Source organism: Dokdonella sp., from assembly GCF_019634815.1.
Classification (GTDB): domain Bacteria; phylum Pseudomonadota; class Gammaproteobacteria; order Xanthomonadales; family Rhodanobacteraceae; genus Dokdonella_A.
Genome location: NZ_JAHCAP010000005.1, coordinates 114,777 through 136,305, shown reverse-complemented (window position 1 = coordinate 136,305; position 21,529 = coordinate 114,777). Strand labels below are relative to the sequence as shown.

The 21,529-nt window shown below is 64.1% G+C and carries 15 protein-coding genes; 1 reads left to right on the top strand and 14 read right to left on the bottom strand.

The window, feature by feature from the left end; all coding sequences use genetic code 11:
* Positions 1–8: 8 nt before the first annotated feature.
* From KF759_RS04540 to KF759_RS04490, 11 genes are all read right to left on the bottom strand, one after another.
* On the bottom strand, positions 9–2,030 hold the full coding sequence (locus KF759_RS04540) for a DUF2961 domain-containing protein (protein WP_291223217.1): 2,022 nt from the start codon (positions 2,028–2,030) through the stop codon (positions 9–11).
* Positions 2,031–2,052: 22 nt separating this feature from the next.
* Positions 2,053–3,777: a BatD family protein gene (locus KF759_RS04535; protein ID WP_291223216.1), complete on the bottom strand. Its 1,725-nt coding sequence runs from the start codon at positions 3,775–3,777 to the stop codon at positions 2,053–2,055.
* Positions 3,774–5,681, bottom strand: coding sequence for a VWA domain-containing protein (locus tag KF759_RS04530; protein WP_291223215.1), 1,908 nt, complete (start codon positions 5,679–5,681; stop codon positions 3,774–3,776). Before KF759_RS04530 ends, KF759_RS04535 begins: the two co-directional genes overlap by 4 nt.
* Complete coding sequence (locus KF759_RS04525; protein WP_291223214.1) at positions 5,678–6,682, bottom strand: VWA domain-containing protein; 1,005 nt, start codon at positions 6,680–6,682, stop codon at positions 5,678–5,680. Before KF759_RS04525 ends, KF759_RS04530 begins: the two co-directional genes overlap by 4 nt.
* Complete coding sequence (locus KF759_RS04520; RefSeq protein ID WP_291223213.1) at positions 6,675–7,202, bottom strand: DUF4381 domain-containing protein; 528 nt, start codon at positions 7,200–7,202, stop codon at positions 6,675–6,677. Before KF759_RS04520 ends, KF759_RS04525 begins: the two co-directional genes overlap by 8 nt.
* Complete coding sequence (locus KF759_RS04515; protein WP_291223212.1) at positions 7,199–8,143, bottom strand: DUF58 domain-containing protein; 945 nt, start codon at positions 8,141–8,143, stop codon at positions 7,199–7,201. Before KF759_RS04515 ends, KF759_RS04520 begins: the two co-directional genes overlap by 4 nt.
* 91 nt (positions 8,144–8,234) lie before the next feature.
* On the bottom strand, positions 8,235–9,221 hold the full coding sequence (locus KF759_RS04510; protein ID WP_291223211.1) for a MoxR family ATPase: 987 nt from the start codon (positions 9,219–9,221) through the stop codon (positions 8,235–8,237).
* Positions 9,222–9,308: 87 nt separating this feature from the next.
* Positions 9,309–10,466 (bottom strand): EAL domain-containing protein, encoded by a 1,158-nt coding sequence (locus KF759_RS04505; RefSeq protein ID WP_291223210.1) that lies wholly within the window; start codon positions 10,464–10,466, stop codon positions 9,309–9,311.
* A 124-nt stretch (positions 10,467–10,590) separates the two neighbouring features.
* On the bottom strand, positions 10,591–11,127 hold the full coding sequence (locus KF759_RS04500; protein ID WP_291223209.1) for a hypothetical protein: 537 nt from the start codon (positions 11,125–11,127) through the stop codon (positions 10,591–10,593).
* 4 nt (positions 11,128–11,131) lie between these two features.
* Positions 11,132–11,686, bottom strand: coding sequence for a sigma-70 family RNA polymerase sigma factor (locus tag KF759_RS04495; RefSeq protein ID WP_291223208.1), 555 nt, complete (start codon positions 11,684–11,686; stop codon positions 11,132–11,134).
* Between the two features lie 480 nt (positions 11,687–12,166).
* Complete coding sequence (locus KF759_RS04490; RefSeq protein ID WP_291223207.1) at positions 12,167–12,754, bottom strand: LemA family protein; 588 nt, start codon at positions 12,752–12,754, stop codon at positions 12,167–12,169.
* A gap of 97 nt (positions 12,755–12,851) precedes the next feature.
* Here KF759_RS04490 and KF759_RS04485 point away from each other — a divergent pair, with 97 nt between their 5' ends.
* Positions 12,852–14,198, top strand: coding sequence for a serine hydrolase (locus tag KF759_RS04485; RefSeq protein ID WP_345777418.1), 1,347 nt, complete (start codon positions 12,852–12,854; stop codon positions 14,196–14,198).
* Positions 14,199–14,343: 145 nt separating this feature from the next.
* Here the strand turns inward: KF759_RS04485 and KF759_RS04480 are convergent, their stop codons facing one another.
* The 3 genes from KF759_RS04480 to KF759_RS04470 form a co-directional block, all read right to left on the bottom strand.
* A complete protein-coding gene (locus tag KF759_RS04480; RefSeq protein WP_291223205.1) occupies positions 14,344–15,351 on the bottom strand; it encodes an energy transducer TonB in 1,008 nt (335 codons plus the stop codon).
* A gap of 1,076 nt (positions 15,352–16,427) precedes the next feature.
* Entirely contained in the window at positions 16,428–16,844 is a 417-nt protein-coding gene (metJ, locus tag KF759_RS14240) for a met regulon transcriptional regulator MetJ (protein ID WP_345777417.1), read from the bottom strand.
* An 811-nt stretch (positions 16,845–17,655) separates the two neighbouring features.
* Entirely contained in the window at positions 17,656–21,324 is a 3,669-nt protein-coding gene (locus KF759_RS04470) for a S8 family serine peptidase (protein ID WP_291223204.1), read from the bottom strand.
* Positions 21,325–21,529 lie beyond the last annotated feature (205 nt).

Below are 21,529 nucleotides of genomic sequence, written 5' to 3'. Positions count from 1 at the left end.
AGCCGCGCTCAGAATTCGAACGCGTCGCGAAAAATCACATCGCGCCATCCGCCACGCAATGCCCAGCGTGACTCGCTGAACCAGGGCGTCTGCCCGGAGTAATCCGGCACGACCTCGATCTCGAGCACCGTCGCCAGCTCGGGCACCGTGAGCAGGGCCTCCTGCTCTTGCCAGCGACGCGGCACATTGGCCGCGACCGGCGCAAACGCGCCGGCGAACGCGCCATTGACCAACACCCTTGCGCCAGCCGAACCCGCCGTAACGCCGGGCATGCCGCCGCCCACGTCGAAGCTGCGCCGCAGACGCAGCGGCCGCGGAACCCCGGTTGCGTCAAAGCGAAAATGGATGCTGCCGCTCGTGCTTGTGCAAGCCTGTGCCGCACGGGAGGGCACCGCGTAACCTTCGAAAATGCCCTGCACGCTCACACACTGTGCACCCGGCGCGCCGACATGGTCATGCGCAGTGGCAGCTGCCGTGTCACCGATCTCGAAGGTTTCGTAAGTGATCAACAACGGCTGCCGCTGACGATAGGCATGCACCACGTAGCGCGCGCACATCGGCACCGGCTGGCTTGGCGAATAACCCGCTTCCTGCACCAGGCGCAACCCGTCGGTGTAGGGCAAGGCGTCGCTGAGCAGGAGTCGATGGACCGCGCTTGCGCCATTGCCTTCGCTATCGGTCTCGGTTGCGCCGGTCAGCGCATTGGCGAAGCTGCCATGATCGAAATAGAAGCCGCCATCGAACAGGTCCTCGACGCCGGTCCCATGCCAGACCGGCGTCGACGCGCCATCGACCGTGGCCTGCTCGTCTCCTTCGAGATAGCCGCGACTGACAAGCCCGTCGGCACGATAGCGCGCACCAAGACCGACGATCTTGCCCGCCCCTTGCGCCTGATCCAGCACGAAGGCGCCATCGGCCCGGCACTGGTCGCCAAGGGTTGCCGAGAACTGGCCCGCCGCGGCAGGGACCGGACTTGAATCCAGACGCAGATCCGTATCGATGGAAATCGGCGCGGCAAGGCTCGCAGCACCATAGAGCTCGACCGCCAGCGAACTTCGATAGGGCATGGGCCACCACGCATACAGCCAGCCCGCCGCATCTTCACCCAGCAGCACGCTGCGTGCGGGCCGCTGCGCTTCGGGCCCGGTGGCGTAGAAATCGGACAGCGGCATATCGACCGCGACCATGCCATCGACGCGCACGCGCACACCGACATCGGCATAGGCTGCGCGCGGCAGGTGCAATCGGATTGCGCGCAGCCATCCACTGCCAACGCGGCTGAGCACGGGCAGGTCTGCGCCCGCAGTCAGCATGAGCGTAGCTGTTTCCGGCGCAAGCAGGCCATGCCAGGGATCATCACCCGCATGCGTGAGGAATTCGCGCCAAACCGGCTCGTCGTGGCCCGCCGTGAAACTCGTGACCACGGTGCCTGGCGGGAGCCGGTGATGTTCGATCTGATACCACAGCAAGCGCCTGCCATCGACCGTGCAGGGGTTGCCGCCGCCTTGTGCATTGCCCAGACCGATCCGCAGTGACTGCGCCCAGGCTATTGGTACATGACTGACATAACCGCCGCTGGATGCGTCTCGATCGGCCACCAACGGCGGCGTGAACGGCGGCGTCGAGCCATCGAACAAGGCCGCCAGCGGCAAGTCGATGGTCGGCACGCTCGCACCGTCAAGGTAAAAGCGGATGCGCGTAGCCGGATCGATGCAACTGGAACTCCCAAAACCGGTGGTGAGCCAGAACCGCGTGATCGCACCAGGTCCGGGTTCATCCAGCAGCACCACCTCGTCGCCATCGCTGTAGAGCCAGCGCAAAGGCCAGGGATTGTCGAGCGGACTCTCGCCGCCGGCATTGCTGCGATCAAAGCGGCAACCCGCGGGGCAGCGGCTCGAGGTCATCACCAGCGCATCATCCGCCTTGAGCATGGCGAGCGTCGCGGGTGATTGCCAGATTTCCCACGGCAAGGACTCGCCCTGCGCGGCGCACGCACCTGCGAGCAGCAACAAGCCAAACCATGCAGGCATGGGCCGGCTCATTGCGCGCCGCTCAATCGCGCTCGGGATAGAGCGCGGGCAAGGGCTCCGCGCTCGCACTCCGGCTGGCAGCAGCGGGCCATGCGATCCCTTGGCGGAAGGCAGCCTGCAACTGCTCGCCGAGCCCGTCGCCAGCGGCGCCGGCATAGCGCACGCGCTGCAGCCGTGCGAGCGCGTCGCGCTGGGGCGCATCGGCAAGCTGCCGCGCAAGTTCGCCGAGATTGCGCACCTGACTGCGCTCGCTGCGCGACCATGCGACCAGTGCGCGCTCCGCGGCAGCCAGCTCACCCAGCGAGCAGGCGCGCAGGAAGGCCGCACGATGCGTTCCCGCAGTCCCGTCGACCTGCACATGCCTGTCCGGCACGCGCTGGGCCGCACGCCGCCAATGCAACCACCAGCCGAACGCCGTTGCCAGCCACGCCGCCAGCAGCAGTGCCGCGGCAATGCGCCAAAAGCGCGCCTGTGAATCGGCAAGCAGAGGTGCATATGGATTGGTCGGCGCCATCGATGGCGCGGCGCCCTGCGTGGGCGTCGAAGGCGGCGAAACCGCGCTTGAGGGCGGCACGGGAGCCGCCACCCCACTGCCGGCAAGCGCGGGCAAGACTTCGATGCTGCGTTCCGGCAATTGCGTCGTTTCAAGCCGGGCCGTCTGCGTATTCCACCATGTGACGCGCACACCCGGCACGGTCAGGTTGCCGGCATGCCGCGGCACGATCGCGAACTTGCGCACGCGCTCGCCATAGAGCCAGTCGCCATCATCGCGCGTGCGTGTATCGCTCTTGTCCGGATAGACATCGGCCGCCGCAATCGCCGGCAGTTGCAGCTCGGGCAATTGCGCATAGCTCAGTCCTTGCGCCTGCAGGCGGATCGTGCGCGTGACCGCGTCGCCGACATGCACCTGGGTCGGCAATTCACTTTCGTCCTGCAGGATCAGCGACGCGGCGGGCAGCCAGGGCTGGTCGGTCGGCCAGATCGCTGGCTGTGGCTGCACCTCGAGCGTGATCGGCTGCGACCGCGCCGAAATCTGGCGACCTCGGCTGAAAAAGGAACTCGGATCGCGCAGGTCGAGTGTGGCGCCGCGAAACTGCAAGGCCGGCAATTCGATCGTGCCACTGCGTTCGGGCGTGAGTGCATAGTGCTGTTCGACGACCTGATAACGCTTGCCGCCGACATTGGCGACGTACTGCTTGTCCTGTCCCAGATGCTGCACGCTCAGGCCATCGGCCTTGGGAGGATCGATGTTGCCGCCGGTGAGATCGACTGCGTAGTAGAGCTTGACGGTGTAGCGCACCTGCTGCTGCACCCAGGGATTGCGTGGTTGCGCGTCGACCTCGAAGAACACCTCACCGCCGGCTTGAGCGGGCGGTGCCGCTGCACCCACTTCGAGCGTGAGCACGGCCGTACTCGCCGATCCAACAGCGATCGGCGCTATCGTGATGCGCCCCTCGTGGCGCGGCTGCAGCGCGACCGCCCACAGCATCTTCGCGCTGCGCGCTCCGTTGACGATGCTGACCTGTTGACTCGACTGCGTACCACCGACATCGAAGTCCTTGGTCAATGCGGAGAAATCGGGCGCGACGGCATTGGCATCGGTGGTTTCGACGTTGAGCGTGACGGTTTCACCCAGACGCATGCTGTCGCGATCGAGCCAGGCGCGCGCGGTGTCGGCCGCGAATGCGATCGACATCCAGCCAAACAGCGCCATGCAGACGAGCAGGCGCATCACCCTGGATTTCATGATCCATCTCCTCCGCCCTGCTGGCGGCGCTGGTATTCGAGCATGAACTTGCGCCGCAGCAGACCACCGGGATCGTCGGGTACGCGCTGCAACCATTGTTCGAGCGCCTGCTGCTTCTCGCGCGCGGCAGGATCCTGTTGCCGGGGAGCCTCCGCCGGTTGCGCAGACTGCGGCTGATCCTTGGCGGCGAGCGCCTGATCGACCGCATTTGCGAGCGCCTGGCGCTGTTGTTCGGACGCCTTTGCGTCCTGCTGATCACCCGCTTCGTGCTGTTGTGACTGCTGCTGCGATGGCTTGGCTTGCTGATCCCGCGGGTTCTGTTCGCCCTGTTGATCCTGCTGGCCCTGTTGATCCTGCTGGCCCTGTTGATCCTGCTGGCCCTGTTGATCCTGCTGGCCCTGTTGATCCTGCTGGCCCTGTTGATCCTGCTGGCCTTGCTGACCCTGTTGATCCTGCTGTCCCTGCTGGCTCTTCTTGCCCTGCTGCTGATTCTGATTTTGTTGCTGTTGTTGTTGTTGCTGTTGCTTTTGTTGCTGCTTCTTGAGCGCATCCTCGACGATCTTGCGATTGGCCACCGCATCGGGCATGCCCGGCTCGCGCGCAAGCGCCTGATCATAGGCTGCCAGGGCATCTTCGAGATGGCCGCTCTGCGCGAGTGCATTGCCACGGTTGTAGGCACCATCGGCGCTGTCGACCTTCGCATACTCGTCGGCCGCCCGCGCAAAGTCGCCTTCCCGATATGCAGCACCACCACGCCATGCCGCATCCGGCGCGAGCTGCGCCGCAGCCTTGGCATCGCCACGCGCGAGCGCCGCAGCGGTCTGCTGATCGCGGCGCTGCCACAGATCGGACAGACTCGCCGCCTGCGCGCTGGGCGGTGGCGCAAACAAGGCCAGTACCAGCAGCATCAACCAGCCGCGCCGAAAGCCGATCAAGGCCAGCGGCAGCAACAGCAGCAGCAACCACGGGCCGCGATCGCGCCAGCGCTCACCGATCGCCTTGCCAGCGCTTGTGGCGGTTTTGGCCACATCAACGCGGGCCTGGTCCGGCAACAAGGCATCGAGATCGCCGCGACCGGCGGCGAGGGTTGCGTAATGTCCGCCACCCACCGCCGCGAGTTCGCGCAAGGCCGCCTCGTCGAGTCGGGTGAGCACGACATTCCCGCCCGCATCCTTGAGGAAGTCACCTTGTGCCAGCGGAACCGGCGCGCCCGCTGCGGTGCCCACGCCGAGCACCGACACCGTGAAACCCTTGTCATGCGCGCGTTTTGCAGCGGCACGCGATGCACCATTGGCGGAGTCGGCGATCAGCACGATCTGACCATGATGCGCGCCGGCCTGTTCCATCAGGGAAACGGCCTTGTCGATCGCGCGATCGGTCGCATTGCCTGCCACCGGCATGGTCGAAGGATCGAGCGCGCCCACCAGGTGACGCACGGTCCCGACATCATCGGTCAGCGGTGCGGCAACGAAGGCTTCGCCGGCGTATCCGATCAGGGCGCTTTGGTAATCACGGCTGCGTTCGAGCAGGTCGTCGAGCTTGAAGCGGGCACGTTCGAGGCGACTGGGCTTGAGATCCTGTGCAAGCATGCTCGGCGCCAGTTCCAGCGCAAACACGCGCGCCGCTTCGTTGCGCAACAATGGCATCGGCTCGCGCTCCCAGGCCGGGCCGGCAAGCGCGATGCAAGCCAGCGTCCACGCCAGTGCCGCCAGCAAGCGCGCAGCGCGTGCGCCGTTGCCATCGCTGCGTTCAATCAGATGAGGCAACAGATGCGGGTCGACCGCGTTGCGCCAGCCGCCGGCATCGGCGCCGACGCGCCGCGCAAGCAGCCACAACAGGGGCAGCGCAGCCAATGCGAGCAGGGCCCAGGGTCGCAGGAAATGCAGGTTTGCCAAGGCATTCATCCGGCGCCCGCCCTGCCCTGAACCGGCATGCGCCAAAGCGGCGCCGCAAATGCACCAGCGGCGACCAGCAGGGCCGCCGCCAGCGCCATCCAGTACAACTCATCGACCGGGCGCAGGCTTTCCTTGCTGTCATCGATCGGCTCGAGTTTGTTGATCTGCCGATAGATGTCGGCGAGTTCTTCGCTGTTGCGCGCTCGAAAATACTTTCCGCCGGTGGTCTGTGCCATCTGCGTGAGCATCGCCTCGTCGAGATCGGCCGACGGATTGACCATACGGCTGCCGAACAGCGAGTCCACGCGCATCGCGTCGGCGCCGACACCGATGGTGTAGATGCGAACATGGTTCGCCTCAGCCAGTTCAATCGCCTTTTGCGGCGAGAGCTCGCCCGCGGTATTGACGCCATCGGTGAGCAGAATCAGCACGCGCTGCTGCTCGGGTCGGTCACGCATTCGCTTGACGGCCAGACCAACCGCATCACCGATCGCGGTTTCACGACCAGCCAGACCAATGGTCGATTCCATCAGCTGCTGGCCGACGGTCTTGAGGTCGAAGGTGAGCGGCACCAGCAGATAGGCGCGCGAACCGAACAGCACGAGACCGACGCGGTCACCCTCGCGGCGGTGGATGAAATCACTGGCGATCGCCTGGATTGCCGCGAAGCGCTGCGCTGGTGCGCCGCCCAATTGCATGTCCTCGATGCTCATGCTGCCCGAGGTATCGATTGCAAGCAGCAGGTCGCGTCCCGAACGAGCCACGTCCTCGGGCGGACCGAGCCACTGCGGCCGTGCCGCCGCACACACCAGCAGCACCCATGACAACAAGGCCAGCCAGCGCCGCAGTGGAGTCACCGGCGAAGCATCATGCTGCATCGGCAGGGCCATTCCCGCGTGCGGGAGATGCAGCATCGATCCGGCCCAATCACGTGCACGCGGCAACAACCAGGCCGACAGCAGGGGCAGTGGCAGGGCCGCGAACAGCCAAGGCCATGCAAATTCAAACATGACGCGGCCCCTTGCGCAGTGCGGTGTCGAGCCACTGCCGCGTCAAGGCGAGCAGTGCCTGCGCGCTGCAATCGTCGATCGCCTCGCGCCGATACGGCAGCTCGAGCAAGGCGCGTCCCGCCCCCTCGCGGAACGGTGCCGCGCCGACCGGTTCGGGGTCCAGGCGCGCATCGAGGAAATCGAGCCACGCCTCCCCCTTGAGGGCAGCGGCTGCCGGATCGAGCGACAGGCACGCTCGCCGCAGCAACTGCGAGACCTCGGCTGCGACGCGAACCGGATCGGGACGGCTTGCATGGCTGGCGGCAATGCGATCAAGCGCATCACGCACGCGTGCGTGCCAGCGGTGCAAGCGCCAGCGTCGCCAGAGCCAACGCATGGCCAGGCCGGCGACAACCCCGATGATCGTCGCGAGCAGCCACCAACCCGGAGCCGGCGGCCACCATCCGGGTGCGGCCGGCAGATGGATGTCATGCAGCGGCAAGGCCGCAGCGGGCGCCGCAGCAGCAGGGAGCGCGCTCATGCCACCACCTTCGATGACCGCGAACGCGCCAGCAGCGGCATCAGCGCCTGGCGCAAATCGGCATCGGTGTCGAGCTCGACCACGCGGATGCCGAGTCGGCGGCATTCATCGAGCAGGCGCGTGCGTGATTGTGAAAACCGCGCAACCCAGGCATCACGCACGCGCGGATCGGCGAAGTCGACGATGCGGCGTGTCGCGCCAAGATGCACGGCGTAACGCCCCGGCGGCGGCGCGTGCAGTTCGAGTGCGTCTCGCAGCAGGACCACGGCAATTTCGTGGCGCGCAGCCAATTGCGGCAGGGGCAAGACCGCGGGTGCATCCGCGCTGAATCCATCAGTGAGCAGCACCAGACGCATGCCCGGCCGCAGCACGTGCCGCATGCGCGCAAGCGCCTGCGACAAGTCATCGTTGCTGCCCTTGTCAGGCGCGTGATCCCAGTCGCGGATCGCGCGCAGCACGCGCAGAACGCCACGCCGGCCACCGGCAGGTTTGACCTCGCCGTTCACGCCCCCGCCGAAGCCGATCACGCCAACGCGATCACCGGCACGACTGGCCATCCAGGCAAGCAAGGCTGCCGCACGCGCGGCCTGCACGCTCTTGAAGCGTGCGCGTGTGCCGAACCGCATCGATGGATTGCAATCGAGCGCCAGCAACAGCGCCTGTTCGCGTTCTTCCTCGAACAATTTGGTATGTGGCTTGTTGGTGCGCGCGGTCACGCGCCAATCCATATGCCGGATTTCGTCCCCGGGCTGGTAGATGCGCGACTCACGAAAGTCGACGCCGCGGCCGCGCCAGCGCGACACGCTGGTGCCCGAGCGCAGGGCAGCGGTGCGGCGTTCGCGCGCAAGCGCCGCGCCATGCGCCATTGCCGACAGCGCGATCAGTTCGTCGAGCGCGACGTGCACGCCCCCGCCCGACCCGGGATGCTTGTCGCGAATCATCACCGCGCCTCCATGACACGCACGTCCGTGGCACGCATGACCATCGCCAGCACGCCTCCGCAAGAGCACGCGGATTGTCGCAGGCCCTGTCTCACGGCAGCGGCACGCGCTCGAGCAGTCGCGCGATCACCTGATCGGCATCGATGCCTTCGGCCTCGGCTTCGTAGCTGATCAGGACGCGATGACGCAGCACGTCGGCAGCGATCGCGTGAACATCTTCGGGCGTGACAAAGTCGCGCCCATGCAGCCAGGCATGCGCACGCGCGCAGCGATCGAGCGCGATGGTGCCGCGCGGGCTCGCGCCGAAGGCAACGTAGCGCGCCAGTTCCGGACCAAAACTCGCGGGATCACGCGTGGCAAGCACGAGCTCGACCAGGTACTGTTCGAGTTGCGGCGCAAGGTGCAGATCAAGCACCTGACTGCGCGCAGCGAACACCTGCGCCTGCGTCAGGCGCTGCACCGGTTTGGCCGTGTGGCTGAGCGCATGGCGGGCGCGCTCGCGCGCGAACTTGAGGATCGCCGCTTCGGCTGCTGCCTTGGGATAGTCCACACGCACATGCAGCAGGAAGCGATCGAGCTGCGCCTCGGGCAAGGGATAGGTACCTTCCTGCTCGATCGGATTCTGCGTCGCCATCACCAGAAACAAATCGGGCAAGGCGTAGGTATCGCGGCCGATCGTGACCTGCCGTTCACCCATCGCCTCGAGCAGGGCCGATTGCACCTTGGCGGGTGCGCGATTGACCTCGTCGGCGAGGATCACGTTGTGAAAGATCGGCCCGCGCTGGAATTCGAAGCTGCCGGTCTGCGGTCGATAGATCTCGGTGCCGGTGAGGTCGGCTGGCAGCAGGTCGGGCGTGAACTGCACACGGTGGAAATCCGCCTCGATGCGGGCGGCGAGTTCCTTGATCGCCGTGGTCTTGGCCAGGCCCGGCGCCCCTTCGACCAACAGGTGGCCGTCGGCGAGCAGGGCAATCAACAGGCGATCGATCAGGGCTTCCTGGCCGATGATGCATTGGCCGAGGTCTTCGCGCAGCGCGGCGAAGGCCGCTGCGGCGGTTGTGGTTTGTGGCATGTCCATCAACGGTTTCCGGGAAAGGGCGAATGATCGCACGAGCGTGCGGCGGCCCTTCCGACCACGGGCGAAGGCGAAGGTTTCTTGGCGCCTTCAGCCGTTCAGGATCTGATCGAGCAATTGCGGACGCCCCACCAGCCAGCCCTGCGCATAGCGGCAGCCGAGCCGGTGCAGGGTCTCGCGCTGCTCGCGCGTCTCCACGCCTTCGGCGACGAGGTCGCTGTCGAGCGCTCGTGCCATCGCCACCACGGTGCCGACCACGGCCACGCCACGCGGGCGATCCAACGCCCGCACAAAACTGGCATCGAGTTTGATCTGATCGAAATCGAGCGTCAGCAGTGGCCCGAGGTTGGAGAAGCCGGTACCGAAATCATCCAACGCCACCGGCATGCCGACCGCATGGCAGCGTTCAAGCAGCGGCGCGATGCGCGCCTGATCGAGGACGAGGCTTTCGGTGATTTCGATCTTGAGACGACTCGGGGGAAGGTTGCGCGCCCGCACCTTGCCGATGATGCGGTCCACCAGATCCGGATCGTCGAGTTGTCGTGCCGACACGTTGAGGGCAATGAAGGGCAGTGGCTTGCGCCCGCGATCGCGCAATTTGACCAGCACGTCGCAGACCTGCTCCAGCATGTAGTCGCCAATCGGCACGATCAGCGAGGTCTCTTCGGCAAGGCGGATGAATTCGGCAGGCGAGACATCGCCGCGCTGCGGATGGCGCCAGCGGATCAGCGCCTCATAGCCCGCAATCGTGCCGCTCTCGATTTCCTCGATCGGCTGCAGGCGCACCTCGAGTTCCTTGCGCTCCAAGGCCGCACGCAACTCGCTTTCGAGCCGGATCTTGTCGATCGCGCGCAAATCGCCATCGCCCGGCAAGCCCACTTCGGCGCCTGGATCACAGCCACCGGTGAGCTTGGCCAATGCCGAACGATAGCGGCTGAGCTGGCTCAACAGCAGGGCGCGCACCACCGGATCAGCAGTCGCCAGGCGTTCGGCGAACTGACCGGCGTCGATGCGCGTCAATTGACAATCGGTGAGCGCGCGGGCAGTCGCGGTGCGCGAGGAGTCATCGATCACCGCCATCTCGCCGAGCAGCATGCCAGGCCCGAGCTCACCCAACACGCGCCGCTCGCCAAATTGCACGGTGCTGATTTCGATGTGGCCCGACTCGATCAGGAAAGCGCCGGTCGGCGCATCACCTTCGGCGAAAATCAACTGGCCCGTCGTGAACTGCTCGCTGTAGGACGGCACGGCGCGGCTCCTCCCCCGGAAATCCCTGCGCAACGTGAATCAGGTCACGCCCATCCTACACAAAATCCGACAGCAAGACGTCCGCGGCGGGCGGGCGCTGGCAATTTCTCGACTGATTGCGGACTCAGCTGCCGCCTTCCGAAAAGTTGCTGCGAAACACCCGGTCGGACTGCGGATCGGCCGCACTCGCGGGACCGTCATAGCCCGACCTGAAAATCGAATCGCCCAACGCAACGCCAGGCGATACGTGCGTCGCCACCGGTGCGCTCGAACTCGATGAGCCTGCGGCAAGATCGCGCTCATGGATCGATACCGCGGCAACCGCCAGCACGACGCCCGCGGCGAGCGACGTAGCCCAACGCAAGCGCATCGAATGACCGTGGCGGCGCGGTGTGCCGACGCGCGCATGGACCAGCGCGCCGCGACGCACGACCTGCACCTGCTCGGCGAGCAGCGCGGAATCTCCCTGCAATGCCGTCAGCATGCGCGCGAGATCGGCATGCGCTGCCGATTCGGACAAGGCATCGATCGCCGCAGCGCGCTTCTCCGCTGCGACCGGCTGGCGCGCGAGCGTGGCGGTCAGCGCGGCGGCGTCGACCTCGACTGACTCGTTGCGCGCGGTCAGGCGACGATACAGGCTTGAAAGAGATGGCTTGTTCATGGCATCAATCTTCGAATTCACCCAGTCCCAGATCCCGCAAACGCTGCTTGAGCTCCTCAAGCCCGCGGGAGACCAATTTCCTCGCCGCTTCGGCCGAAGGAATATCGGCCAGATCGGCAATTTCCTGCAGCGAGAAACCCTGCAGGTGCAAGGCGATCGGCAACCTGCGGCGCTCCGGAATTCCATCCAGACAACGCTTGAGGCCCTGCATCCGCTCCAAATCGCCGGCCCGGCGATCAGGGGCGATCTGCGTCGTTTCCAGCCCGACCGCTTCATCGTCCTCGTCCGGAAGCGGCTCTGCCGCCCGAACCTGGGCCCGTCGCAGCGCATCGATCACGGTGCTCGCAACAACCCTCTGCACATAAGACGCATGAAAGGCCCCGGACCGGTCACGCTCGAGGGCATGCCAGAGCCGGATGCGGACCTCCTGCTCGACGTCAGCGGGGTCGATGCCGTGCTTGTCCAGCCCATAGCCCGACAGCAGCACCTTGACGCGCGTGCCAAAGGCGGCGAGCAGCTGTTCCAGACGGAGGTGGATGGGATCGGTGGGCGAAGCCATGCGCAAAGAAGGGCGAGCGGTCGTCTATGCTCGCCGAGCGGATCAGGGTCCGCAAGCCGCAGGCAGGTCGAGGGATCCACACACAGCTTCGCACATCGGCGCTGGCTCTGAACCGGCGGTGGCAGGAGACCCTGCGCGACTACGGGTCAGGGGATCGTCTTTCAGCTGCGGGGCCGGCATCAACGCACTTGCTGTCTCGGCCTGCTCCGCCGCGCGACGTGGAAATTCGATACAGCCAACCCGGGCCAATCGCGGCGGCGATACACAAGACCAGAACGAACAGGCCTCCAGTCTCGACGCCGGGTGAGTGACCAGGCAACAGATCGATCACGCCGTCAGAGCGCCACCACGGCGGCCAATGCGTGCTCAAACAGGAGCCACAGGCGCCGTGTCTGCCGACATGGCTGCTCTTGATGAACGAAGCAGTTCGCTCGCCGGCTCAAAGGGCGACACCGGAAAAAACAACCGCGGCGGCGCCGATCAGCTGAACGAGACTTTGGGTACTTCGCGCTTGACCTCGGATTCGATCGCCAGCTGCTGTGCAGCCTGGAATGCAAACATGTTGGCGATGATCGAGCCGGGAAACTGTTCGCGCTGGTTGTTGTAGGCCATTACCGCGTCGTTGAAAGCCTGGCGCGCGGAAGCGACCTTGTTTTCGGTGGCCGCCAGCTCTCCGCTGAGTTGCAGCATGTTCTGGTTGGCCTTGAGGTCGGGATAGGCTTCGGAAAGGGCGAACAGCCGCCCGAGCGTCTGCGTCAGTGCGTCGTCGGCCTTGGCCAGTTGCTGCATTGCCACCGCGTCGCCCGGAGTCGACTTGGCCGCGGACAAGCCGGTCACTGCCGAGTTGCGTGCCTGCACCACCGCTTCGAGCGTGTTGCGCTCATGCGCCATGTAGGCCTTGGCCGTCTCGACCAGGTTCGGTATGAGGTCGTAGCGTCGCGTGAGCTGAACATCGATCTGTGCAAACGCGTTCCGGTAACCGTTGCGCCCCGTGATGAGCCCGTTGTAAAGACCAATCGCGTACCCCGCGCAGCCAAGTACGACCAGTAGAAAAATGATCATGCCCATGTCTGTCATCCGATTGCCGGCGGAACTAGAATCAGCACGTTTCGGCCTTGTTGGGCCGAGATTAGCACGTGGCTGGTTGGCGGCCCCGGAAATGAGCATGAGACGTACCCGACTTGCCTTGCTGGTCGTCGCTGCAGTGGCCCTTTGCGCTTCCACGACTGATGGAATGACCGCAACTGCGGCGCACAAGCCCGGCGCCGGAAGCAAGGCTCCCCGCGCGGCGGCCAAGCCGTCGAAGGCCCGTCGCCCGGCAGCACGCAAACCCGTGCCGGCCGCGGTCGTGATTCCGCTTGCCGATGCTCATTCGGTCGCGCGTGACCCGGCACCGATTGTTGGCGAATTCAATCGATGGCTCGACGAGGTGGAAGGCAGCAATGCAGTGGCCGGACTCGCGGTCGCGATCGTCAAGGACGATCGCATCCTGCTTGAACGCGGGATCGGCGTCGCCGATGCGGATACGCGCGAGCCGATCACGGTCAAGACCGTATTCCGCCTGGCTTCGTTGTCGAAGTCGTTCGCAACGGCGATGGCCGGACTGCTGGTCGAGAATGGCCGGCTGAAATGGGATACGCGAATCGCCGGGCTGCTGCCCACATTCACCCTGAGCAGTGCGAGTGCGGGCGCAGAGTTGACCGTCGCGGACATCCTCAGCCACCGCGTAGGCCTGCCGCACAATACCTACGATCGCCTGCTCGAGCAGGATGAACCCTACGAACTGCTGGTGGATCGCCTGAAGGAAATTCCGCTCAAGTGTTCGGTGGGCGAATGCTACGGATACCAGAACATCGCCTTCAGCCTGATCGGCGATGTGATCTTCGCCACCACCGGCGATTTCTACTACCACCAGGTCGAGAAGCGCCTGTTCCATCCACTGGGCATGACCACCGCAACCTATGGCCGCGACGCGTTGGAAAGCAGCGCGAGCTGGGCGCGCCCTCATCATCGCGCCGCCGGCGGCTGGACCTCCTTCGAACCCGCCGAGGCCTACTACCGCGTCGCACCCGCAGCCGGCGTGAACGCCAGCATCCGCGACATGGAACAGTGGCTGATCGCGCAGATGGGAGGACGGCCAGACGTCCTATCCGAATCCTTGCTGGAAACCTTGCACAAGCCACTGGTGGAGACCGCGCGTGAAATGCGCATCACGCCTTGGCGGCGCGGGCGGCTTCGGGAAGCGCAATATGCCTTGGGATGGCGCATCTACGACTACGCCGGGGAAACACTGATCTTTCATGCGGGCGCCGTGCAAGGTTATCGCGCCCTGATCGCCTTCCTGCCCAGGCACCGTTTCGGCATCGTGATGCTGTGGAATTGCGAGAGCGCCACGCCGAGCGGGCTCATGCCGATGCTGATGGATCGTTACCTGGGATTGCCCGACGAGAATTGGGCCGGCATTGAAGACGAAAGTGGCGAAGACACGACGGATGTAGTGGGCAGCAACTGAATCGCGGCCTGCATCGAGCATGCAGGTCGGCCACGATCAGGTGACGCCGGCGGCAGCCCGGGATGTTGAAGATCCCCACCTTGAACGTGCCGCCGATCATCTTGTGCGAGGTACAGCGGCGCATGCCGCTGTACCTGCCTTGGACTCATTCGCCGAGGTTGAACTCGATTCGGCGACGCAGCGTCGATGCAACCGGCTGGCCATCGACCAGCTTGGGCTCGAACTTGGCACCTTCCACGGCACGCACGGCCTCGCGGTCGAACACGCGCGCCGGCTGCGATCCGGTCACGTGGGCATTCTGGACTTCACCATTCGCCGCGACGGTGAACTCGACCTCCACCCATCCGCTCTGCCGGTTGCGCGCAGCTGCCGGCGGATATTTCGGCCTTGGCGGCGACACGACACGCACCTCGCGGCTTTCGCCTTTCGGGGCCACCGGTGTAGGTGGCGGCGTGGTGGTGGCCACTTCCGGCGCATTGGTCGTTGCGGGCGCCCTTGTCGCCCCGCCAGCTGCTTGACTCGAACCCGTTGCCGCGGTCGTGCCAGCCCCGGCAGCGGGAGCGGCTTCGGTCACCTTCTTCGCCGCTTCGGCTGCCGCCGCGGCTGCTTCCTGTTGCGTCTTGAGCGCGAGCTCGCGTTCGTTCTGTTTGCGTTTTGCATCCATCTTGCTGCGCAGGATCGTCAGCGTGTAATTGCTCGGGTCGGCTTTGGCCAGCAGATCCATGATCCGCGTCGCCTCATCCATGTTGTTCTGGTTGATCTGGTCTTCCACGCCTGCGGTGGCGAAGGGGAACAATTCGCGCAGCGCATCCTTCGCGCTGCTGTCGTCAGGCCGCTTGTCGAGGATGCGCAGGTAGTACTCCAATGCATTGTTGCCCGGTGGCGAAACCATGCGGTTGTCAGCCATCGCCTTGCGCGCCTCGCCATAAATCTGATCAACCGTGAGATCGACCTGCGCGGCGGGTTCGGCACCTGCCGTGGCGGCTGCCGGCGTGGCGGCACCCGGCGTGGCCGTCGAAGCCTTGTTTGCGACTTGTCCGCCGCGCCCGAGGAACCACCACGCTGCCGCCACCGCAACGAGGACCACCACGATGATGATGGCGAGTTTCGCCGACACGGCGCCACGCATGCCGGCTCGGTCAATGCTTTGCATCGAGTCCTGCATCCGCAGTGCCTCCCGACGGCTGGTTTCACGCTTCCCACTCGGATTTGGCATTGTGCTACCCCCTGAAAATGTGCCCGCCGCAAAGCGGATGCCTAAAGTATCGCCATCCTTGGCCGGAATGCACGCAGGACTTGCAAAAATCGGACCCGGCGAACTCAGGCTGCCACACGGCCTTGTTGATCGCGTGAACGCACTTTCACGCGACAGGTGAACATTGCGCGGACGTTTGTGACAATCAGCGCCCCCTCGTGCTCTCGATCCCGTTCATTCGGCACCGATCAGGGTGCGCAGTCATGATGGTGCCTGGGATTCCGCCAGCCGCGTCTCGAGTCGGCTCGTCCGGCTGGCCAGCGCGGCGCAGCCAAAGCGCTTTTTTTCCGCAGCCGGCCGCAATCGAAATCCCGCTCCGTTGCGCCTGCATTTCAACGCGTGCCCGTCAAGCAGGCTGCATCGAAAGCCCGTCAGCAAGTTCGCCCGCAACTCCGCACCAACTGCGCGAACACAGGCACAGCCTGGAGCATGACTGAGTTGGCGCGTTGTCAGGATTGCCTTGGTCGACGACGGCGGTGGCATGCGAAGTGATTCCGCTGCTCGGATGAGGCGGGATAGTTTGATCAACGGCAAGGACGCTGCGCGCCAAGTTCCGGCAATATGAAGATCGCGCCGCATCGCCGGCCGTTCGCGGGGGACGCTCCGAACCTCGTGCAACTGCACGCCGCGACTCATGCCCCTGAGTGGCTTGGGGCGTCATCCGCCCGTTCGCAGACGGAAGCTCGCCCGCCTGCAGGAATTGGTCGTGTGGACGCACGGCAAACCGTCAGCCGAGTGGCCGCGTGCAGCGCAAGGGAATCGGGATGACGCAGGAGGGGGGAAATCCTCTCCCCGCGCTGGGCTTGTCCGCGGGGAGAGGGTAAACGCACTTTCCGAATGTTGCTTTTTGTGAATTGCCGCTCAGGCGGCTTCGCAACCAGCGGATGTTGCGGCTCAACTCCAGCCGCCGCACCGCCTTCGATCATTCAAACGTGGTCCGGCATGTATCCATGCCGAAAGCAGAAGAAAATGCCTTACTTCTTGGCAGCTTTCTTCGCGGTCTTCTTCACGGCCTTCTTCACGGCCTTCTTGGCAGCGCCCGTCTTGCGTGCGGTTGCCGTCTTTGCCTTCGCTGTCGTCTTCTTGGCGGCCTTTTTGGCGACCTTCTTGACAGCCTTCTTCGCGGGTTTCTTTGCAGCTGCTTTTTTCGTAGCCATATCGCGTCTTAGCTCCTCGTCAGTTGGCAGTGATTGCCCAGTAAAAGCATGAAGGAACGCTTCGCAAAGCAGATCGCTGTTGGTGGCGTGACGCAAGTTCGCGACCTGTCGGCGAGTACGTTCATCGGACAACAATCTCAAGACATGAAACGGAATGGAGACAGTGATCTTCTTCACCGCGCCGGCCTTGGTGCCATGGTCGACATAGGGGTCGATGAAGCGATTCGCAGTCATGATTCCTAGTTCAGTCGGTCACGCCGCTGCGGAAATTATTACTGTCTTGCGCACGTGTCAACAATTTTGTAAAGCGAAACAACAGCTTCCGAAGTCCGCAATCGGGCCCAACCATTCACCAACAGCCACCATCAGCAGCCCATCCAAGACACCCGCATAGCCGTCTGGACGTCCCTACGCAAAAACACCCATGCATTTTTCCATAGCACGAAACAGCTTGAAACAGGCACTTTCGTGCACAACGACACCGTGTATCGCGTGACTAACAGCAAGTCGTGCGCTAGGTGCGAAGTCGCTTCGCGCGAGGCGCAAAAACCACCGCGGCGGTCCGCAACAGGGGCTGAAACGGGAGATCATCTTTTTCCGCAACCTTGACCTGTGGGCGCCAGCTAAGGGGGCGCGATGACTGCATACGCGGGCAGCGCGACCTGCACGGGAGTGCTTGACTCGCAGGCCTGCGGTTGTCGTGCTCGTGTGTTGAAGCGCTGCACGATTGTCTTGCTCATCTCGAGCAATGAGCAGTTCAAGCGCTGCATCTTTCACTCAGCTTGTGCACACGGACGCATCGATTTGCCGCATGTACGCCAATCGTGTTTCGCTGATGCGAGACACGCGCCGCTCCGCACGGATGCTCAGCTTCGTGGATCGCGAGCAGCTGCGCATTCAACTCGACCTTTCTTGCCGGAAGGCGGGAAGGACATGCTTCCGCTGGTGTCGCACCGACTCGGCTGCGTGAAAAAAAAGCCCCGCATTGCGCGGGGCTGTCCTTGAAAACGGAGTGTGCAGCGCACGCCCCGTGATTGATCATGGATCAGTTCGTGGCGCAGCCGGCAACCTTCAGATCGTCAATCGCCCAACCCGGGTTCGCGTGTCCAACCGAAGAGTCGTTGGCCATGCGGAAGCGCAACTTGACGGTCTGCCCTGCCCAAGCTTGCAGGTTGACGACAGAACGCGTGTAGGGCGCCGGATCGCCGCACCAGGCGTTGAGGCCACCGAGAGGATTCGAGTACGACGACGAAATCGGCCCCTCATAGGGATCCGTCAGCATCGCCGCGCCGGGCACTTGGGCCCAAGTCGCGCCGGCATCGTTCGAGACTTCGAGTATCGCGCCGTCAAAGCAACCTCCGCTGCGATCCTCCAACGACTGCTGGTTCCAGAACGTCAGGTTCAATCCGCTCAATGCCGCCGGCAGGCTCACGCTCGGCGAGACCAGACGCTGGTCGGAGACCGTGCCGAAGTTGTTTGCCTGCCATGCCTTGGTACCGCCATGGGCGGTCGCGCCGATCCCCCAGGAATCCTGAGTACCGCTGTGCGCCCACGCGCTGACATCCCCTTCAAGGTCGTCCGTCCACAGTACCTGCTCGGTCGAACCAATCGAACAATCGCCGGGCAACGCCTGGGTGATGAAGGAAAACACCTGGGACAGTGGCGGCAACGGAACGCCATCGAAACCATCACCGAAGATGCGGTCGCCGTCGATGGAACTGCTGTTACCGCAGGCATTGATCGCACGTACACGCCAGTAGAACTGCGCGTTAGAGCTGAGTGCGGGCGTGACGGCCCAACTGGTTCCGCTGACGGTTGCCGAGGCAAGCACCGTGGTGAAGCCCGGGTCGCTGGCCACTTCGACGAAGTAGCTGCTTGCCTGCGGCGAAGCAATCCAGCTCAGCAGCGGGGACTGGGCGAGGTTGGTTGCGCCATCGGCAGGCGAGTCGAGGTTTGGCGCCGTCGGCACGATGGTTGCGTAGGTCAGGTCGAAATCAAGCGACTTGACGATGCTGCCGGAAGTGCCAGTCAGGGTCATCGTGTACGCACCTGCCACGACCGCTTGTGAGCCGGTAACAGCAACGGCTGCATTGCCCGGCGGTGTGACGGTGGCAGGGGTGACGGATCCACTCGTGCTAGCCGGGATTCCACTCAAAGCCAAGGTGACGGGATCAACGAAGCTCTGGATTGAACCAATCGTGATGGCGGAATTGAAATCCGCACCCGCACACATTTCCGCCTGTCGTGGCGCCGCGTTGATCGTGAACGTGGGTGCCTGCGAACAGTTGCTGCAGACCAGGGCAAAGTCCTGATCGGTGGCATCGCCGACACTGGGCACGCCATCACCGGCAATGTTGGTTGCCGTCACCGTGATGGTGAGATCTCCCGTGGTGCCGGCCGGCAGGAATACCGCCTCGTAGTTGTTTTTGCTGTCGGCCGTGCCACCCGTGCTGCTGAACGCCCCGGTGAACGCGTTGCCAAGGTAGGTCTGACCATTGACCACGACCGTGAGATCGAGATTGTTGACCTGCGGGCTGGTGCCAAGAGCACCGAAGGCATCGGTATAGGCCAGCGCGATTCGTACCGGCTTGCCTGCATCGACGATGCCCCAGGTGTAAGTGCGGGTTTCGCCCGTGTTGTCGAAGGTTTCGGTCTGATCAAGCACGACCTTGGGTGTTGCATCGAACATGTCATTCATCACCGGCATGCCGTAACCCTGCGCATTCGAGGGCAAGGTGTCGTTGGCGCTCACACCGGTGAGGTACTTCGGATGCGCCATCATCCAGGCCTTCATGCCGGCCGGGCTCGGCGCACGACTGCCGCCGATCATGTCGACGGTCCCTGACGCAGCTCCTGCGCCTCCTTGCTGGATCCACCAGTATGCAAGTGATGCCAAGCCTGCGATCGCCGGGGTTGAATGACTGGTGCCGGACGAAGCGGCAAATACAGTCTGCCCATTCGGGTAGTACTGATCGCAGACGCCAGAGCCGTCGTAACCGGAGTAGTTGCTGGCACCGGACTGTACATGGGTACCCGGCGCGATGATCTCGGGCTTGACGCGAGCACCGGGTGCGGGGCCTCGGCTCGAGAAGTCAATCACGTCATTGGCATTGTCGGCACCTGTCGCGCCTACGCCGCAACCGTCAGACCAGCCCGGGCGGGTATTTTCCGAAGCACCCACGGTGATGACGTTCTTGCCTGCCCCCGGTGAAGAAACGGTGGCCGCTCCCGGGCCATCGTTGGCCGCCGCGAAGACATAGATCATTTCCTGATTGCCGGCCGTATCGGGATCGGCGTCGCGCACACCGATGTCGTAGGCCTGGTCGGAGTCGTCGTACGTGCTCGGCGGCGTTGTGGCGCCCCAGGAATTGCTGCTGATACGCGCGCCGTTTTGCCAGTTGGACTTGATCACGCCGGCATCGGTACCGCCGCAGGCATCTATGTTGTAGCCAGGAACGAAGATGGCCGTGCTGCCGACGCGGCCAAACGGATTGACGCCCAGACCCAACTGATGATTGTCCGAATCCTGATAGGGGAAACCTGTGGTCTGGTCGTAGCCGATGACGATGCCGGCGTTGAGCGAGCCATGGCCATCGATCGCACCGACCGACGTGCTGGCCGTGGTCGAACAGTTCTGGAAGTAGGAAACACGTACCGCACCCGATGGACTGCCGCCGAGGCGAAGCTTGGGGTCAGCGGTGTTGAGTACCGTAACACCGGAGCCGCCTTCGTTGATCGTGCTGTCGGTCAGATCCACGATCGGATAGGCCATCGGATCCTGGCTGAAACCATGGTCGATGAGATATTGCAGGTAGTCGACCGATGCGGGACCGGGGGTGAAATCGCCGGTCATGATGATGTCCTGCTTTTCATCAAGCATCCGACGCGGCGAGAAGGCGCCGACGAAGGTGACATCGGGAAGGTCGGCAATCTTGACCAGATCGGAGAGATTCACCCGCAAGCGCAGGTTGTCATAGCGGCCAGCGACCGGCGCCCAGTCGAGGCTAGGCTTGCCCGGCCCCAGCGGTCCAAGTTGCACGGGTGGAACGATCGCGAGGCTTTCCACGAGCTTGCGCGTCTGCTGCGCATGTTCATGGCGATAAACCTGGACCACCACGTCGACCTTGTCATTCCCTGAGTCGGGCTTGAGCAACTGCGCAGTCAAGGTCGGATCGACCTTGAGGAAGCCATACAACGGCGCGGAGAACTGCAGCCACGAGCACGTCGAGCGCATCCGCGCGAGCTGCGCCTGTGCCTGCGTATCGGTCCAGACGACATAGCCATTGTTGGCGACATAGTGCACGGGCTTGATCCCGCTCGCAGCGAGTTCATCGAGCCATTTCTGCTTGACAGGTCCCACGAACTGCACGACCTGAAGCTTCGGCCCATCGGCCGCGCGCATGGAGAACGGCGCCGGGGCCTGCAGCGTGCCTAGCTGCGTGTCGAACGGATGCGCGCTGAACAGCAGCATGTCCGCCTCTGCGTCGGCGCGGACGTCGGCGGAAGTCGCCTTCATCTGATCGAGCGTGGCAGCATCCACGCCATAGAGCGCAAAGCGCCCGTAACCTTCGATGTAGGTCGCGCCGGCAGGCGCGGTAGCTGTTGGCGCGAGCACCTTGTAGGTGCGCGGCGAATTCGCTGCCTGCAACGAGAACGACAAACCACAGGTGCTGACAATGGCGGCCACGATGGCCGCCGAAATCGGTGTTTTCATGGAGTCCCCCAGTTGATGTTGATCAAAAAGTGCCGACATCCGTGTACAACAAACCAAGGATCCGGCATGCCCCCTGCTCGCGGGCAGTCCTTCACCCCGACGGGTTGCCTCGCGTCATGAATATATCACCTGAAAAGTTAAGCAACGATCAAATCGCCGACCATTGATCCAGCGCTTGTATCCGGTCCGACTGGTCGGCCGGTTT

What these genes read in the sequence shown, in the direction of transcription:
- KF759_RS04495 (WP_291223208.1), bottom strand. Translation starts at nt 11,686, where the DNA reads ATGGCTTCGCCCACCGATCCCATCCACCTCCGTCTGGAACAGCTGCTC.
- KF759_RS04490 (WP_291223207.1), bottom strand. Translation starts at nt 12,754, where the DNA reads ATGGGCATGATCATTTTTCTACTGGTCGTACTTGGCTGCGCGGGGTAC.
- KF759_RS04480 (WP_291223205.1), bottom strand. Translation starts at nt 15,351, where the DNA reads ATGCAAAGCATTGACCGAGCCGGCATGCGTGGCGCCGTGTCGGCGAAA.
- KF759_RS04520 (WP_291223213.1), bottom strand. Translation starts at nt 7,202, where the DNA reads ATGAGCGCGCTCCCTGCTGCTGCGGCGCCCGCTGCGGCCTTGCCGCTG.
- KF759_RS04530 (WP_291223215.1), bottom strand. Translation starts at nt 5,681, where the DNA reads ATGAATGCCTTGGCAAACCTGCATTTCCTGCGACCCTGGGCCCTGCTC.
- KF759_RS04535 (WP_291223216.1), bottom strand. Translation starts at nt 3,777, where the DNA reads ATGAAATCCAGGGTGATGCGCCTGCTCGTCTGCATGGCGCTGTTTGGC.
- KF759_RS04485 (WP_345777418.1), top strand. Translation starts at nt 12,852, where the DNA reads ATGAGACGTACCCGACTTGCCTTGCTGGTCGTCGCTGCAGTGGCCCTT.
- KF759_RS04525 (WP_291223214.1), bottom strand. Translation starts at nt 6,682, where the DNA reads ATGTTTGAATTTGCATGGCCTTGGCTGTTCGCGGCCCTGCCACTGCCC.
- KF759_RS04515 (WP_291223212.1), bottom strand. Translation starts at nt 8,143, where the DNA reads ATGATTCGCGACAAGCATCCCGGGTCGGGCGGGGGCGTGCACGTCGCG.
- KF759_RS04500 (WP_291223209.1), bottom strand. Translation starts at nt 11,127, where the DNA reads ATGAACAAGCCATCTCTTTCAAGCCTGTATCGTCGCCTGACCGCGCGC.
- KF759_RS04470 (WP_291223204.1), bottom strand. Translation starts at nt 21,324, where the DNA reads ATGAAAACACCGATTTCGGCGGCCATCGTGGCCGCCATTGTCAGCACC.
- KF759_RS04540 (WP_291223217.1), bottom strand. Translation starts at nt 2,030, where the DNA reads ATGCCTGCATGGTTTGGCTTGTTGCTGCTCGCAGGTGCGTGCGCCGCG.
- KF759_RS04510 (WP_291223211.1), bottom strand. Translation starts at nt 9,221, where the DNA reads ATGGACATGCCACAAACCACAACCGCCGCAGCGGCCTTCGCCGCGCTG.
- metJ (WP_345777417.1), bottom strand. Translation starts at nt 16,844, where the DNA reads ATGACTGCGAATCGCTTCATCGACCCCTATGTCGACCATGGCACCAAG.